Source organism: Streptomyces sp. 2114.4 (assembly GCF_900187385.1).
Lineage (GTDB): Bacteria > Actinomycetota > Actinomycetes > Streptomycetales > Streptomycetaceae > Streptomyces > Streptomyces mooreae.
The window spans coordinates 3,650,909-3,667,385 of record NZ_FYEY01000001.1 but is presented as its reverse complement, the minus strand read 5'-3'; the positions used below and the strand labels follow the sequence as shown (position 1 = coordinate 3,667,385).

The following is a 16,477-nucleotide window of genomic DNA, read 5'->3' as shown; positions in this document are numbered from 1 at the left end:
GCGGCGTCCGCCTATGTGTCGCGGCGGCGGAAGAGGAGGTCGTGGACGACATGCCCCTTGTCCAGGCCCTGGCCCTCGAACTTGGTGAGCGGGCGGAAGTCCGGGCGCGGCGCATAGCCGGGGTAGAGGTTTTCGAGCGCCGGCTCGGCGGAGAGGACGTCGAGCATCTGCTCGGCGTACGGCTCCCAGTCGGTCGCGCAGTGGACGAGGGCACCGGGCGCGAGCCGGGTGACCGCCAGGGCGATGAACTCCGGCTGGACGAGGCGGCGCTTGTGGTGGCGCTTCTTCGGCCAGGGGTCGGGGAAGTAGACGCGCAGGCCGGCGAGGGAGGCGGGGGCCAGCATCTCGCGCAGCAGGATGATCGCGTCGCCGTTGGCCACCCGGATGTTGGACAGGCCGTTCCGCTCCGCGAGACCGAGCAGGTTGCCCTGCCCGGGGGTGTGGACGTCGCAGCCGAGGATGCCGGTGTCCGGGTCGGCGGCGGCCATCTGTGCCGTGGCCTCGCCCATGCCGAAGCCGATCTCCAGCACGACCGGCAGCCCGTCGAAGAAGGCGTCGAGATCGATACGGGAGAGGCCGTCGATGTCCAGCCCCCAGGTGGGCCACAGGCGGCGCAGCGCGTCCGCCTGGGAGGGCGACACGCGGCTTCGGCGCGGCTGGAAGGAGCGGATCCGGCGCTCGTGATGCGAACCCGCGGGGTCGGCGGCGGGGCCGGTCCCATCGGGGAACATGGGCGCGCCGCGGCGCGGGGTGGCGGCCGAGACGGCGGTGGAGCCGAGGGTGTGGGTGTCCTGGGCGTTGGCCTCGTGGGCGTCGGCTCCGTGTGGGTCGGCGCCGTGCGCGTCGGCCTCGTGGGCGTCGGCTCCGGGTGCCTCGGCTCCGGGTGCCTCGGCCGTCTGTGGGCCGGTGCGCTGTACGTCGGTCTGCTGCGGGGCGGCTTCCCGGGTGGGGGAGGCCTGGGCGCCGGCTGCCGGAGCGGCTGCTTCCGCGGCGGGGGTGGCGGGGGTGGTGAGGTTCTCGGACACAGTGCGTCGATTCTACGGGGCGCGGGTTCGGGGGGAGGGGAGCCCGGGGGCCGCCTGGGGGCGGCTGGGGACCGCCCGGGGCCCGTACGGAGTCCGCCCGGGGCCCGTACGGAGTCCGCCCGGAGCCTTCGATGTGCCGGGGCGCGTGCTGCAGTGGCGGGCCGGAACCTTCGCGAAAAGGGAGGTTGGCGCGGTGCGAAGCGGCATGCATACGATGCGGCGCTGACGTGAGCAAAACAAATCAGGGGGTTGGTTCATCGTGTCGCAGGGCGGCCAGGGGTACACCGGGAATCCACAGGGGCCACAGCCGCCCGGCCAGGGAGCGCCGCCCGCCGGCCCGCCGGCACCGGGGCAGGCCGTCCCGCCGCCCGCGGGAGCGTTCGGCCCTCCGGACCAGCCGCCGGCCGGTCCGGGGCAGGTGCCTGGCGGCCCGTACGGCGCCCCGCCCGCTCAGCCCGGCCCCGGAGGCGCGCAGTACCCGCCGCCCATGGGACAGCCCCAGGGCCCGCCCCCGCAGGGTTACCCCGCGCCGCAGGGGGGCCAGCAGCCACCCCCGCCGTACGCCCAGAACCAGGGGCCGATGCCGGGCCAGGTGCCCGGCCAGGTTCCCGGTCAGGGACCGTTCCCCGGTGGGCCCATGGCGCCCCAGTTCCAGGGCGGACCGGGTGGGCCCCGGCGCAGCGGCGTGCCCGTACCGCTCATCCTGACGATCGTGATGGTCCTGCTGGTGGCTGCCGGGGTCGGCGGGTACTTCCTCTTCTCCGGGGACTCCGCCGACCCGGGCGCCCCCCGGCCCGCGAACGCCCTGCCGCGGAAGTGGGAGGCGGCGTCGCCGGTGTCCGAGCGCGAGGGCCAGAACGAGAACGGCCTGCGCTCGATGTGGTTCAACAACGACGACGTCATCTACGGCGACGGCGAGGGCGTACGCGCCTACAACCGCAAGACCGGCAAGAAGAAGTGGACGGTCAAGACGCCCAAGGGTGCGGGCGAGGTCTGCGCGATGTCCGCGGAGCCCAGTGACGACGGCGTGGGCGCCGTGGTCTTCGACGCTGGGGGCGACGACTGCTCCTACCTCTCCGTCGTCGACACCGACACCGGCCGCACGCTGTGGTCCAAGAACCTCCAGGACGGTCACGGCGCGGAACACGAGCCGAGGGTCGTGGTGAACAGCAAGGTCGTCGCCGTCACGATCGGCCAGACCTATGCCGGCTTCTCCGTCGGCCGTGGAGCGAAGGTCTGGGAGCTGACCGCGCGCGGTCACGACTGCACCAATTCGGTCGGGCTGAGCCCCCAGTACCTGGCGGTGGCCAGCGACTGTTCCGACGCGAAGCCGAAGAAGCAGCTGATGCTCCAGGACATGGAGTACGACAGCATCCATTCGACGATCACGGGTGAGGACCACGCGATCGTGCGGACCCTCTCGGACTGGCCCCTGACGCTGCTGACGGAGAGCGGCAGCACGGCCGATCCCGTGCGCTACATCCAGACCTATACGGAGAAACCCAAGCCGGACCACACCATCCAGCTCTCGGGCGAGCTGAAGGACCTGAAGTTCGAGCCGCGCAACACCTACGTCGATGAGGACGAGAAGATCCTGGTGACCGGTTACGGCACCAACAACGGGCTTGCGGCGGTGGACATGAAGACGGGCAAGCTGCTGTGGAAGAAGCGCGGCTCGGCGGCCATCGCCGGTGTGAACAACCAAGGCGTGATCATGGTGACCGATTCGCCCGACAGCGGCGCCTCCGCCGTGAAGGAGCTGGTGGTCGCGGTCGGCCTGCGTGACGGCAAGGAGAAGGTGAAGGGCACGCTCTACGAGAAGGAGCACAACCTGCCGGCCCCCAGCGATATGTCGCTGGCCCTGGACAGGGACAACATGCTCTTCATCCAGAGCGAGCGGCTCTCCGACAACCGGCCGAGCGTGCAGGCCTTCCAGGTGCCGTTCGCCTGACGCCTCCAGGACGACGGCCGGCTGACCTCTCCACGACGGAGTCGCCGCCACGGATCCACCGCCTCTCGGCCCCGCCTCTTACCGGAGGAGGGGCCGAGAGGCGTTTTACGAGGGGCCGGCCGGGCGGCTTCACGAGTGCACGAGGGCGGCCCGAGCGCCGCTCTGTCATGCGCGGCTTCGCCCCAGCAGTCCCATGACCCGCCGTGCCACCTCCCGCCCGATGGGGAGCGAGGCCGTGGCGGCCGGGGACGGGGCGTTGAGGACGTGGATCATGCCGGGGGATTCGGCGAACAGGAAATCGTCGACAAGGGTGCCGTCGGGGAGGACGGCCTGGGCGCGGACGCCGGCCGGCGACGGCACCAGGTCCTCCTCGCGGGCGGCCGGGAGCAGGCGGCGGACCGCGTCGGCGAAGGCGGGCCGGGACAGGGAGCGGTGCAGCTCGCCGGCGCCGTAGCGCCAGTGGCGGCGGGCTATCCGCCAGGAGCCGGGGTAGGCGAGAGTGCCGGCCAGCTCGGCGGGGCGGATCGTGCGCCAGTCGTAGCCCTCGCGGGCCAGGGCGGGGACGGCGTTCGGGCCGATGTGGACGGCGCCGTCGATGCCGCGGGTCAGATGCACGCCGAGGAACGGGAAGGCCGGGTCGGGGACCGGGTAGACCAGGCCGCGGACGAGCGAGGCGCGCTCCGGAGCGAGGGTGAAGTACTCGCCGCGGAACGGGACGATCCGCATGCCCGGGGCGTCGCCGGCCAGCCGGGCGATCCGGTCGCAGTGCAGGCCGGCGCAGTTGACCAGGGCACGGGCACGGTGGACCGTGCCGTCGGCGCCGCGGACCGCCACCCGGCCGGGGCGGCGGCCGATGGTCGTCACCTCGGTGCCGTAGACGATCCGGGTGCCGGCGTCCTCGGCGAGGTGGGCGAACCGGCGGGCGACGGCGGCGAAGTCACAGACGCCGGTCGTGCCGACATGGATGGCGGCCAGGCCGTCCACCTCGGGCTCGTACTCGGCTATCTGGGCGGGGCCCAGTTCGCGCACCGGCAGGCCATGTTCGCGGCCGCGCTGGATCAGGCCGTGCAGTCGCGGCAGCTCGCTGCGGTCCGTGGCGACGATCAGCTTGCCGGTGACCTCGTGCGGGATGTCGTTCTCGGTGCAGAACTTCACCATTTCCGCCGAGCCCTGCAGGGCGAAGCGGGCCTTGAGGGAGCCGGGCGGATAGTAGATGCCACTGTGGATCACGCCGCTGTTGCGCCCGGTCTGGTGGCGGGCCGGGCCCGGCTCCTTCTCCAGGACCACGACGCGGGTGCCGGGCGCGGCACGCGTGATCGCGTAGGCCGTAGAGAGTCCGACGATGCCGGCACCGATCACCAGCACATCGCAGTCGTACGCCGCCACTGCACCTCCCCAACCGCATGACCCGGGCTCGCCCGTCGCCGCGGACCTGCGCTTCATCCGCACCATCGTCCGACGACGTATCCCATCATGACGCCCGGCACTGACAATGCCGATCGGACGGGACGGGGCCCGGCCCCAGCCGCCGCCGGTCCGGACCCAGCCGCCCGCCGGTCCGCCCCTGCGCGGCCCGTCCCTGCGCGGCCCGTCCCTGCGCGGCCCGTCCCTGCGCGGTCCGCCCCTGCGCGGCACGCCCCGTCCGTGCCGCCCCGTCCGGCCCGCCCCCTGCGGCCCTCGCCTAAGCCGGTGCCGCCAGCAGCGGCCTCGCCCGCTCCCGCAGCTCGACCACCCGGGGCTCGTCGCCGTACGGCTCCAGGCGGTGCAACAGATCGCGGACGTACTCGGTGGTGCGGGCGGAGGAGATCCGTCCGGCCACCTCGACCGCGCGGGTGCCCGCCGCGCAAGCCGCGTCCAGATTGCCGGACTCCAGTTCGGCGACCGCGGAGACGACCAGGCGCAGACCGTGGGAGCGGACGAATTCCTCGGTGGGCCGGGACAGCGCCTGCTCGGTGAAGCGGCGCACCTGGCGGGGCAGCCGCAGATCGCGGTAGCACTCGGCGGCGTCGGCGGCGAAGCGTTCGTACGAGTAGAAGTCCAGCCACGAGGGGTCGGGGTCGCCGCCGCGGGAGCGCTCCAGCCAGCCCTCGGAGGCCTTCAGTGCCACCTCGCAGGCGCGCGCCTCACCGGCCTTGGCCTGCGCCCGCGCCTCGACCAGGCGGAAGAAGCTCATGGTGCGGGCCGTGGCCAGGCCGCGGTTGCGTTCCAGGGCGGCCTGGGCGAGGTCGACGCCCTCGTCGGCGAAGCCCCGGTAGGTCGCCTGGAGGGACATCGAGGCGAGGACGTAGCCGCCCAGGGGGACGTCGGCGGCCGCACGGGCGAGCCGCAGCGCCTGGATGTAGTACCGCTGCGCGGCCTCCTGCTGGCCCGTGTCGAAGGCCATCCACCCCGCGAGCCGGGTGAGTTCGGAGGTCGCCCCGAAGAGCGCACGGCCCACTTCGTCGCTGTACGAGGCGAGGAGCAACGGGGCCGCATCCACCCGGAGGCATTCCGGGACCATCGAGGAACGCCAGTCCCCGCCGCCGTATTTGGAGTCCCAGCGGCGTGCGTCCTCCGCCGCCTCGCGCAGCTTGCTGACGTCGCTGTGGCCGACGTGCTGCGGAACCCCGCCGTCGCCGGCCGCCGCGGCGTCCTTGTCCCGTGCCTCGGCCGCCTCCCGCGCCACCGAGCTGTCGGCCGGGGATATCAGCCAGCGCGAGGCGGGGGTGGCGTACGCGCTGACGGCGAAGGATCCGGCCAGGCTCTGCCAGATGCCGCCGCCGCCCGCCCGCCGTCCGGCCAGATCGAGACGGTACAGCTCGGTCGCGGAGCGCACCGCGGCGCCCACGTCGCGGGGAAATGCGAGGCCCACCTCGGGTGCCGGGTCCGCGTCGGCCAGCCCGATCTCGTGCAGCGGAACCGGCCGGCCGAGCTTGCTGCCGATCGCGGACGCGATCAGATGGGGCGCGGCACCCTGCGGCACCATGCCCTTGGAGACCCACCGCGCCACCGACGTCTTGTCATAGCGAAGCGTCAGTCCGCGCTGCGCACCGAGGTCGTTGACCCGGCGTGCCAGTCCGGCATTGCTGATACCCGCGAGGGCGAGAACAGTGCCGAGCTTTTCGTTCGGCCCGCGTATATCCCTGGACATGCGCACCCCTCGACACAGCGACGGCCGCCCCGGTACCCCGGGGCATGCGTCCACCCAGAGTAGTTCGCCGGATCCCGACCGTTAAGTGCCGGTGTCTTGGATGGCGAGATTCGTGTTCAAACAGGGGTGCGGGAATTGGCATGTGCTCCGGGTACGTGTGCCCGTGCGCCCGTTCGTGCGCGCTGGCCGCCCGTTTCGGGGAGCGCTTCCATGTCTTCTGCGTGGGTCGGCCCGCTGCACTGGATCCAGTGGGCTGGGGGATACCGTCACCTCAATTCCCCGCGGGTGACGGTCCGGTCCGGGGGGCGCAGCCCGCCTCCCGGACCGTCGCGCGCAGCGGCCGGCGACCGGTCGCGGCCGGCCGTGTCACCGGTTGACGCCATGCCCGAATACGTCAACTGGGCTGTGTGGTACGGACTTTGGCCGAAAATCGATGGGTGATGATTTCACGCCGCCGCCTGCTCGGGGGTCGCCCTGGGGGCCACACGGGGGGCCTCCCGGGGCCGGGGCGGCGGAGCCCGGCCGCGCGCCCGTCCGCGGGGGCCCGTGACGCCCCGGGGCCCACCCACGGGTCCCTCGACCGGCGCACGCCGCGCGAACCGCCCGTATACAGGCCCGCTCCAACGCCTCCTGCGCGCCCCTGTCATGGCAGCATGGTCGCCACAACAGCTCGGCGACAGCCGGGCAATCCGCTGTACGGGGCGGCCGTTGGCCCCGGCGCACGGGGAATCGGGTGGAGGCGGCCATGCGCTGGTTGGTGGGGTGGAGCAGTGCCGCCACGGGGCCGGCAGGGCCGGGGCCGACGGCGGGTGAGGAGAGCCACGCGGTCCTCCCCGTGGGCGCCCAGCTCCTGTGGGGCGGCCCCGATCCCCTCTGGGCGGTCGGTGACTGGCGGCCGGACGAGGTCCGCGTCGTACAGGCCGACGCCGAGACCCGGCTCGCCGTCTTCGGCGTCTGCGGCGCCACCGAAGACCAGCTGCGGGTGGGCCTGTTCGCGGCACGCGGGGGCGCACTGCGCCACCTCACCACCTGGCCCGGCAGCTACACCGCCGTCGTCCAGGTAGGGCGGCGGATCACCATCACCGGCGACCTGGCGGGCGCCCGGCCCGTCTTCCACACCCCCTGGGCCGGCGGCACCGCCTACGCCACCGCCGCCCTCCCGCTTGCCGACCTCGTCGAGGCCGCCCTCGACGTCGGCCACCTGGCCGCGCTGCTGGCCTGCCCGGACATCCCCGAGGCGCTGGGCGCCGGCACGCCGTACGAAGGCGTCCGCCGGATCCCGCCCGGTCACGCCCTGGTGCTGCGCGGCGGCGCCCGCGACATCACCTCCTTCGAGCCGACCGTCTCGCTCGCCGTCGCCGCACCCCAACTCGCCCCGGAACAGGCCGTGGAAGGCGTCCGCGACGCCCTGGTCGAAGCCGTCCGCGTTCGGCTGGCCGGGCCCCGGCACGCCCCCGATCCGGACGGGCGCGACGGCCTCGACCCCGGACCGGTGCCCGGCATGGGGCCCGCCGAGCGGCGCGCGGCGCGCGGGGCACCGGCCCCCGGCGTCGGCGCCGACCTCTCCGGAGGCAGCGCCTCCGGAACCCTCGCCCTCCTGGCCGCCGGTCTTCCCGGCCGGCCCGGGAGGCTGGGCGGTCACGGTGAACGCCTCCTGGCCGTCACCTTCAACGACCGCGCCACCACGGGCGAAGCGGCCCACCACGACGCCGAGTTGGAGCGCGCCCGCACCCTGGCCGACAACCCGCGGCTGCACCATGTCGTCGTCGCGGCCGGCGAAGAGGCCCTTCCGTATGCGGACCTCGGCGCGGGCCCGCTCACGGACGAGCCGGGCCCCTCCCTCATCACCGCGAGCCGCCACCGCCGACGCCTGCTGGCCGGCAGCGCGGACCATTTCGTCGGACACGGCGCCCGCCAGGTCCTCGACGCGCACCCGGCCCGCCTCGCCGACCTGCTCATGGACCGCCGCCGGCGCCATCTGCTGCGCCCGGTCACCGCGCTGGCCAAGGCCGACGGCCCCTCGGCGCACTCCGTCCTCGTCCCCTTCACCGTCTACCGCGCCGCCCGCAGGCTCGCCCGTACGCCGTACCCGTCCGGCCTCGCCGATACGGCGCGGCGCCTGCTGGAGCGGCAGTTCGCCGACGAGCCGGTGGCCGGCGGGGCCGTGGACGCCTCGCTGGCCGCGCTCGCCTGGTGCGGGCCGGGGCCCGCGGCGCGCTGGCTCACGGGGGAGGCGCTGGCCGAAGTATCGGTTCGGCTCAGCGAAGCGGCACACCGCTCGTCCGCCCCCGGCCACCCCGGGGAGCGGCGGGCCCGCGCCGCGCTGGCCCGTCAGGCCGCGGACCACCGCGTCTTCGAGCAGGCCGCCGAGATCCGCAACCAGCGGCTGCACGCCCCCTTCCTCGACAACCAGGTGGTGCTCGCCTGCCGCGCGCTGCCGGACACCCTGCGGGTGCAGCCGGGGGCGCGGGCCGCCGTACTGCGCTCCGTACTGGCCGGGGCCGGCGTACGGGATCTGCCACCAGGCTGGGGCGCCACCTCACACCTGACCCAGGCGGCCGCCGTACGCACCGGGCTGCGCGGCGCCATAGGCGATCTGGTGCAGCTCTTCGACACACCGCTGCTGGCCGATGCGGGGCTGGTGGAGGCGCGGGTGGTCCGCAAGGCGCTGCGGTCGGCGGCGGAGGGGGCGCCGCTCCCGTTGGACGGGCTGACCGAGCTGGTCTCCACGGAGCTGTGGCTGCGGCGGCTGGTGGCGCGGCGGGGGACGTGCTGGACGGGGGCGGGGGCGCCGCGCCAGAAGGCGGTCGCGGGCGGGGTCGTTCCCCGGGCGCGGTTGGGATGAGCCGGGGGCGTCGCCGGGGCCGGGAGGCGTGGCGTTGTCGGCGCCGGGTGACCGGGTGGTCCGGTGACCAGGTGGTCGGGGTAGCCAGGTGGCCGGGTGGCCCGGTGGCCCCTCAACGACAGCTGATCGTCGCCTGTGCCCAGTCCCCCAGCGCCACCACGGCCGCGGGAGAGGCTGGCTCGGTCACCAGCCGCAGCGTCTTGCGCCCCGTCAGCGGGACCTGCACCGGCACCGCCCGCTGCCCGCCGTGCACCACCGCCGACCGCCACAGCCGCACCCCGTCCGCATAAACGGAGAAGCGCAGCGCCCCCAGCCCCATACCGAGATCGTCGATGCCCGCCACGGCGTCGTACGCGGTGCACCGGCGGTTGAGGTCGATGGTCACCGAGGACCGCGCGTGCACGCTCGCACCCTGTGCATACGTCGTGCCGGCGATCTTCGGTGACTCCCGCTGCCACAGCCAGCTGCTGCCGAGGGTGCGCACCTCCGGCTTGCTGCCGTCGCCCGTGAAGTCGTGGTCGAGCGTGCCGAGCGGGTACGCGGTCGGGGCGGGCAGCGGCGGCTGGGGTGTGGGCGCCGGCGGCGTGGCCTTCGGGGGTGTGGGGCCGGGGGCCGGCGCCGACGGCGGGGCCGGGCGGGGCGTGGGCCGTTGCGGAGTCCGCGGCGGGGCCGGCGCCGGCTCGGGGCGCGAGGTGTGCGCCGACGGCGCCTTCGGCCCTGGCGCCGCGCTGTGCTCCGGGGCCGGCGCGGCCCCGGACGCCGGCGGCAGCGCCGACCCCGACGGCGCGGACGACGGCCGCTGCGGCGCGACCGGGGCCGACTGCGCGGACCCGGCCCGCGGCTTCGGCGCAGGCCCCGGCAAGCCGGTCAGCGCCAGCGCCAGCACCGCGCCCGCCACCACCGTCGCCCCCACGCCCAGACCGACCTTCACCGCCGCGCCCAGCCCCTCACCCACGGCCGCACCACCGGCACCACCGGCACCACCGGTGCTTCCCGCCGCACCGGCCCCACCGCTGCCCGTGGCCGCGGAACCCCCACCGCCCGCAGCCGCCGCACCGGCCCCGACTGCTGCGCCCGCTCCCGCGACCCCCACCGCCGCGGCCGCCGCCTTGACGGCGTACCCCGCGGCGAACCAGCCGATGACCGCGACCGGCAGCAGCGCCCCGATCCGCTGATTGACGTCCTCGACTTCCAGCGCAGCCAGCCGGCACCGAGCACATGCCTCCAGATGCTTGCGCAGCCCCCGCTCGGCCCGCATCCGCAGCCCACCACGGGCGAAGGCACCGAGCCGGTCGGCATACCGTGCGCAGTCGCCGCCCGCGGTCAGCGACTGGCTGACATGCGCCTGCAGATAGGCCTGCCGAAGGCCCTCGCGGGCGCGGTGCGCCAGTACGGCGGTGGCGTTCGCGGTCAGCCCGAGCAGCGGGGCGACCTCGCTGGGCGACTCCTCCTCGACCGTGGTGTGCCACAGCACCGTCTGGTAGCGCTCGGGCAGACTGCGGAACGCCTGCACGGCCATCGACTGCTCGGCCTCGTACAGGGCGCTCACGTCCGCGCCCGGATCCTGGGTCTCCTTGTCCCCCGGCGCCCCGGCCGAGGACACCGCGAACACCGCGAAGTCCTCCACCAGTTGCTCCCGCCGCGCCGTCTTCGCCCAGGAGGCGGCGACCCGGCGGACGGTGGTCAGCAGATAGGCGCGCACCGCGGAGTCAGGCCCCGCGCCGCCGCGCACCGCCTGCAGCGTGCGCGCGAAGACCTCACCGGTCAGATCCTCGGCGGTGTGCACGTCCCGGCAGCAGCTCCGGGCATAGCGCCGGACCGCCTCGGCGTGCCGCCGGTACAACTCCTCGTACGCACCGTCGTCCCCGGCCCGCAGATTGGCGAGCAACTGGGCGTCGGACGGCGGGATTTCGCCCCCCTCAGGGGCGGCAGCCGCGCCCGCCCGGTGGGAACGTCCGCGCTGCGGGGGCACGCCGGGCACCTCGCCCGCCGGACGACGGGCGTGCTCGCGCCGCTCGGCCGGCCCGCCGGCCGGCGTCCCCGCCCCCAATGGTCCGGCCTGGCCGGGGATCCGTCCGGACGGCGTGCCCTTGGTCCCGCCCCTCCCGGTCCCGTCCACTCCGGCCTCGCCGTCGCGCCGCCCGTCCCGCCCGTCAACACCCATCTTCGAGGCCCCCGAAGCCGCCGTCACACCGGAATACCGCGCCAGAGTGCCACACCGGCCCCCCGCGGTTGCGGCTCCTGACCGCCATCCACTCATCCGGGGTGCGCACGCGGACGACCGCACGGACGTTCACCCGTACGAGCCATGCCACAGAGGCGGAGCCCGTACCCGCCCCAAGGGCGCATACGGGCTCCGCGGTCACCTACGGCACCGTCCCGGCACCGTCCGTCCGGCCGGCACCGCCGGGTGGACCCGGCGGCCGGGCCCACCGGACGACGGTGCCGGCCGCCGGACCTCACTCAGCAGGGCGCGAACGCAGCCCCTCCAGCAGAATCTCCAGCAGCCGCGTGGAAGCGGCCTGCTGGTGGCTGGGTTCGGGCAGCGTGGGCGCGCCCGTGGCGATCACTAACAGGATGTCGGCGACCGTCACATCGGCACGCAGCTCACCCGCCGTCCTGGCCCGCTCCACGAGCCGCCCGACGACCTCCAGCAACGCGTCGGCGCCGGCCATCTCCTCGGCACCGGCACCGGCATCGGCACCGGCATCGGCACCGTCGACGTCACCGGCAGTGGCCGGCGCTGCCCCGTCCGCCGGGCCCGGCTCGCCCTCCGAGGTGTCACGCGCGGCGACCAGCCGGAGATCGGCCGGGACCCCGTCCGTGCCGGGTGCCATCCGCTGCTGCGGCACCCGCGCGTCACTCAGGCCGTCCGGGATCCGTGCTTCGCTCAGCCCGTCCGGCACCCGTGGCCCGTCCGTGCCGTCCGCTGCCGGCTCCGTGAGCCGGTCGGCGTCCGCGCTCACCCGCAGAATGCCCGGCGGCAACAGCCGTCCGGCCCCCGAGGCGACCGAGGTCCGCAAGAAGCGGGACAGTGCGGACCACGCGTCGTCCTCCTGGCCCAGCGCCGTACGCGCCTGGTCCGTCAGCCGTGCGGTCTCCTCCTCGGCTATCCGGCGGACCAGCACGTCCTTGCTGGGGAAACGGCGGTAGACCGTGCCGACACCGACCCGGGCCCGCCGGGCCACGTCCTCCATGGGCGCGCCGTACCCCAGCTCGCCGAACACCTCGCGCGCGGCGCGCAGCACATGTTCCAGATTGCGCTGGGCATCCACCCGCAGCGGCGTGCTCCGGCCCCCGGCCCCCGTCCCCGTGCGGGCACCGTTCGTCCCCGTGCGGGCACCGTTCGTCCCCGTACGGGCGCCGTTCCTCACACCGGTGCCGTTGCCGGAACCGCTGCCGGCGCCGTGGGCGCCGTTGGTTCCGTTGTGGTCTTCCTTCATGCTCCCGGCGTCGTCGGCGGCATGCGCCACAGCGACGTTGGTCTGCCAATGAGAGCCCTGAATGTGCATAGTGATCCCCCGGTAATGACGTCTCCCCCCGGAGACTCCCCGCCCTGACAGTCAGGGCGTACCGATGACAGGGTGCACCCCAACGACATACGAACATAGTTGAGCCCGGGTCAAGAATGAAGGGGGCGTTCCGCGCAATGCGCCCCCCGATCGGACCAAGGGGGCTGATCCGCCCGGATCACGACCCCGTTCTTCCGCCGTCACCCACCCCCTGACCAGGGAACCTCTGCCCGCACGCGCGGAATATGCCGTTCCGTCCCGAGGGCCGCGACCGGTCATACATTTCGACGGGCCTGTGGACAAAGCCGCGCCGGCAGTGCGTCATGGAACAGTGCTGTGCTTTACCCGGGGGCGCAGCTCCCGAGGGTGGCCGCGCCGCCGGCCGCCCGCCGGATCGGTGCCGCCCGGGCCTGGCCGACACCGCGAGGAGAACCTCTGTGAAGACTGTGTCCTCGAATGACGTGACGCGCATTCTCGTTGTCGGTGGTGGCTATGTGGGGATGTACACCGCCCTGCGGCTGCAGCGAAAACTGAAGCAGGAACTGCATCGGGGCACCGTCGAGATCATCGTGGTCGACCCCGAGCCGTACATGACGTACCAGCCCTTCCTGCCCGAGGCCGCGGCCGGTTCGATCTCCCCGCGCCATGTCGTCGTACCGCTGCGCCGGGTGCTGCCGCGGTGCAAGGTCGTCATCGGCGAGGTCACCGCCCTCGACCACGATGACCGCCGGGCCACCATCACCACCCTGGCCGCGGAGGAGACCGGCAACGGCGCCGTCGAGGTGGAGTACGACGAACTGGTCCTGGCGCCCGGCTCGGTCTCGCGCACCCTGCCCGTCCCGGGCCTGGCCGATGTCGGCATCGGCTTCAAGACGGTCGAGGAGGCCATCGGACTGCGCAACCACGTCCTCGCCCAGCTCGACATCGCCTCCTCCACCCGTGACCCCGCGGTCCGCGACGCCGCACTCACCTTCGTTTTCGTCGGCGGCGGGTACGCGGGCGTGGAGGCGCTGGCCGAACTGGAGGACATGGCCCGCTACGCCGTCCGCTACTACCACAACATCCAGCCCGAGGACATGAAGTGGATCCTGGTCGAGGCGACCGACCGGATCCTGCCCGAAGTGGGCCCCGACATGGGTCGTTACGCCGTCCGTGAGCTGCGCGCCCGCAACATCGACGTCCGGATGGAGACCCGGCTGGAGTCCTGTGAAAAACGGGTCGCCCGGCTCAGCGACGGCTCCCGCTTCCCGACCCGGACCCTGGTGTGGACCGCCGGCGTCAAACCGCACCCCATCCTGGCCGCGACCGGGCTGCCGCTGAACGCCCACGGCCGCCTCCGGTGCACCGCCGCGCTCCGGGTGGACGGCGTCGAGCACGCCTGGTCCGCCGGCGACGCGGCCGCGGTCCCCGACCTGACGGCCGCGCCGCCCACCAAGCCCGACGAGCCCCGAGCCCTGTGCGCACCCAACGCGCAGCACGCCGTCCGCCAGTCCAAGGTGCTCGCCGAGAACATCGCGGCGGCGGTGCGCGGCGGCCCGGTCCAGGACTACGCGCACAGCTACGCCGGCTCGGTGGCCTCGCTCGGCCTGCACAAGGGCGTGGCGCACGTCTACGGGCGCAAGCTGAAGGGCTACCCGGCGTGGTTCATGCACCGCGCCTACCACCTCAGCCGGGTGCCGACCTTCAACCGCAAGGCACGGGTGCTCGCCGAATGGACGCTGGCCGGCCTGTTCAAGCGCGAGATCGTCTCGCTCGGCTCGCTGGAGAACCCGCGTGCCGAGTTCGAACTCGCCGCGGGCACCGGACGGCACAACGAAGCCAGTTGACGCGCCGTACCCCGAAGAGGTGAGTGCTGTCGGCCCCCGGTCGGGGGGACGTTCCGGAACGCGGAACTCCCTCCCGGCACCCGGCCGTCTGACGGATGTCCGTCCGGTCGGCCACACTGGGCGTGTGACCATGGGTGGGCTCGTATCTGCAAAGAGTGACTATTACGAGGATTCTGGACGTTTGCTGCATTCCGCAAAGGGGCGCCGAGAGTGTCCCCAGCCGACCTTTCCCCGGCCGCCGGCCGGGAGGTCCCACCCTGCCGACGGCCGACCCCGCGCGACGACGCGAAGTAAGAGGTACCCCTCCGTGATCTTCACGCGCTGGAGCGCCAAATTCCCCGGTACCCAACGGCGTGCCGCCGCGCGGTCCGACCGCGCCGCGCCCCGCCCCGCGTCCGGCACGCCGGCCGCACCGCCCACCGCGTCCCCGGCGCCGTCCGCCGTGCCCGCGGCGGACGGCGGCACGCCCGCCGCACCGACGGCCGCGACCACGGGCTCCGTCCCCGCGGCCCGCGCCGAGCACGCGGAAGCCACGGCCTCCCGGGAACCCACCCCCGCGACCCTGCCGCCCACGGTCGACGCCCTGTCCGTGCACGACATCCTCGGCACCATCCCCGCCCTCGTCGCCGTCGTCTACGGCCCCGAGCACCGCCTCGCCTACGTCAACGGCGCCTACGCCGGCGTCTTCGGCCCCCGCCCGGCCGGCCGCACCGCCCGCGAAGCCCTCCCCGAGCTCGGCGCCCTCGGCCTGCTCCCCCTGATGGACCAGGTACTGCGCAGCGGCAAACCGCGGACGGTCAAGTCCCGCAAGGTGCCCGGCGGCACGGGCGGCGACCGCACCCGCGACGGCTACTACACCTTCACCTGCACCCCGATCGAGGTCGCCGCCAGCGGCCCGGCGCCCGACCCCGAGGTCGCCTGCGTCGCCCCGCACAAGGGCGTCCTGGTCTTCGGCGCCGAGGTCACCGACCAGATCGAGTCCGCCGAGCGCCTGCGCGTCAGCGAGGCCCGCCAGCGCGAGGCCGCGGTCACCCTCCAGCGCTCCCTGCTGCCCCAGGAGCTGGAGCAGCCCGACGACCTCTGCGTCGCCGCCACCTACCAGCCCGGCGGCACGGACGCCGCGGTCGGCGGCGACTGGTACGACGTCATCACCCTCGGCGCCGGCCGTACGGCCCTGGTCATCGGCGATGTCATGGGCCGCGGGGTGCGCGCCGCCGCGGTCATGGGCCAGCTGCGCACCGCCGTCCGCGCCTACGCCCGCCTCGACCTCCCGCCCCACGAGGTCCTGCAGCTCCTGGACGGCCTGGCCGCCGAGATCGACGCCAACCAGATCGCCACCTGCGTCTACGCCGTCCACGACCCGAACGAGGGCCGGCTGGTCTACGCCTCCGCCGGCCATCTGCCCATCCTCGTACGCGACGTGGACGGCACGGTCATCCGCGCCGCCGAACCGACCGGACCGCCCCTGGGCACCGGCGGCTGGCTGCACACCTCCGGATCCGTCCCCCTGGGCCCCGGCAGCAGCGCCGTCCTCTACACCGACGGCCTGGTAGAGCGCCGCGACAAGGACATCGACCACGGCGTCGAGGCCCTGGAACGCGCCTTCGCCGGTGCCGCCGGCGCCCCGGACATCGTCTGCGACCGCCTGCTGCGCTCCCTGGGCATCACCGCCAGCCACGACGACGACGTCGCCATCCTCGTCCTCCAGCACCCGCAGCGGACCGGCCATGACGCCGAGCTGTTCCACAACGCCGCGCTCGAACTCCTCGGCGGCACCGAAGCGGCCCCGCGCGCCCGCGCCTTCGCCTCCGGGGTCCTCGCCTCCTGGCGCTTCCCGCCCGAGCTGCACGACCTCGGTGTGCTGGCCGCCAGCGAACTGGTCGCCAACTCCCTCCAGCACGGCACCCCGCCCATGCGCCTGCGCCTGCGCCGCACGGACCGCCGGCTGATCGTCGAGGTCACCGACGGCGACGACCACCTCCCGCGCCGCCGCCGCGCCGAACCGGCCGACGAGGCCGGCCGGGGCATCTCCATCGTCGCCACCATCGCCTCGTCCTGGGGCTCCCGCCGCACCCCGGGCGGCGGCAAGGCCGTCTGGTGCGAATTCGCACTGCCCCGCTGATAGTCGTATGCCGCCGGCCCCGGTCCGATCGGACCGGGGCCGGCGGCATGAAGACGCGGGCCTCCT

General features: G+C 74.3%; 9 protein-coding genes. 4 read left to right on the top strand and 5 right to left on the bottom strand.

Annotation, left to right across the window (positions count from 1 at the left end; genetic code table 11):
- Positions 1–11: 11 nt before the first annotated feature.
- Positions 12–1,025 carry a tRNA (guanosine(46)-N7)-methyltransferase TrmB gene (gene trmB, locus CFW40_RS15990; protein ID WP_256331449.1) on the bottom strand — a complete coding sequence of 338 codons (1,014 nt, stop codon included), beginning with the start codon at positions 1,023–1,025 and terminating at the stop codon, positions 12–14.
- A gap of 487 nt (positions 1,026–1,512) precedes the next feature.
- Between trmB and CFW40_RS15985 the strand changes: the two genes are divergently transcribed.
- The gene (locus CFW40_RS15985; protein WP_088798537.1) at positions 1,513–2,976 is read left to right on the top strand and encodes a PQQ-binding-like beta-propeller repeat protein; all 1,464 of its coding nucleotides are present in this window, start codon (positions 1,513–1,515) and stop codon (positions 2,974–2,976) included.
- 165 nt (positions 2,977–3,141) lie between these two features.
- Here the strand turns inward: CFW40_RS15985 and lhgO are convergent, their stop codons facing one another.
- Both lhgO and CFW40_RS15975 read right to left on the bottom strand, forming a co-directional pair.
- Positions 3,142–4,362 carry an L-2-hydroxyglutarate oxidase gene (lhgO, locus tag CFW40_RS15980; protein WP_176956494.1) on the bottom strand — a complete coding sequence of 407 codons (1,221 nt, stop codon included), beginning with the start codon at positions 4,360–4,362 and terminating at the stop codon, positions 3,142–3,144.
- A gap of 295 nt (positions 4,363–4,657) precedes the next feature.
- The gene (locus CFW40_RS15975; RefSeq protein WP_088798536.1) at positions 4,658–6,106 is read right to left on the bottom strand and encodes an MFS transporter; all 1,449 of its coding nucleotides are present in this window, start codon (positions 6,104–6,106) and stop codon (positions 4,658–4,660) included.
- A 745-nt stretch (positions 6,107–6,851) separates the two neighbouring features.
- On the opposite strand from CFW40_RS15975, the gene CFW40_RS15970 reads away from it, so the two are divergent.
- Complete coding sequence (locus CFW40_RS15970) at positions 6,852–8,951, top strand: asparagine synthase-related protein (protein WP_107446780.1); 2,100 nt, start codon at positions 6,852–6,854, stop codon at positions 8,949–8,951.
- Positions 8,952–9,063: 112 nt separating this feature from the next.
- Here CFW40_RS15970 and CFW40_RS15965 read toward each other — a convergent pair whose 3' ends face one another.
- Together CFW40_RS15965 and CFW40_RS15960 are read right to left on the bottom strand one after the other, a co-directional pair.
- Positions 9,064–11,115, bottom strand: a complete 2,052-nt coding sequence (locus CFW40_RS15965) for a sigma-70 family RNA polymerase sigma factor (RefSeq protein WP_088802151.1) — start codon at positions 11,113–11,115, stop codon at positions 9,064–9,066.
- A 295-nt stretch (positions 11,116–11,410) separates the two neighbouring features.
- Positions 11,411–12,463, bottom strand: a complete 1,053-nt coding sequence (locus CFW40_RS15960) for a TetR/AcrR family transcriptional regulator (protein ID WP_371127291.1) — start codon at positions 12,461–12,463, stop codon at positions 11,411–11,413.
- 500 nt (positions 12,464–12,963) lie between these two features.
- On the opposite strand from CFW40_RS15960, the gene CFW40_RS15955 reads away from it, so the two are divergent.
- A complete protein-coding gene (locus CFW40_RS15955; RefSeq protein ID WP_371127196.1) occupies positions 12,964–14,289 on the top strand; it encodes an NAD(P)/FAD-dependent oxidoreductase in 1,326 nt (441 codons plus the stop codon).
- A 307-nt stretch (positions 14,290–14,596) separates the two neighbouring features.
- A complete protein-coding gene (locus tag CFW40_RS15950) occupies positions 14,597–16,411 on the top strand; it encodes a SpoIIE family protein phosphatase (RefSeq protein WP_088798535.1) in 1,815 nt (604 codons plus the stop codon).
- Positions 16,412–16,477: the final 66 nt, after the last annotated feature.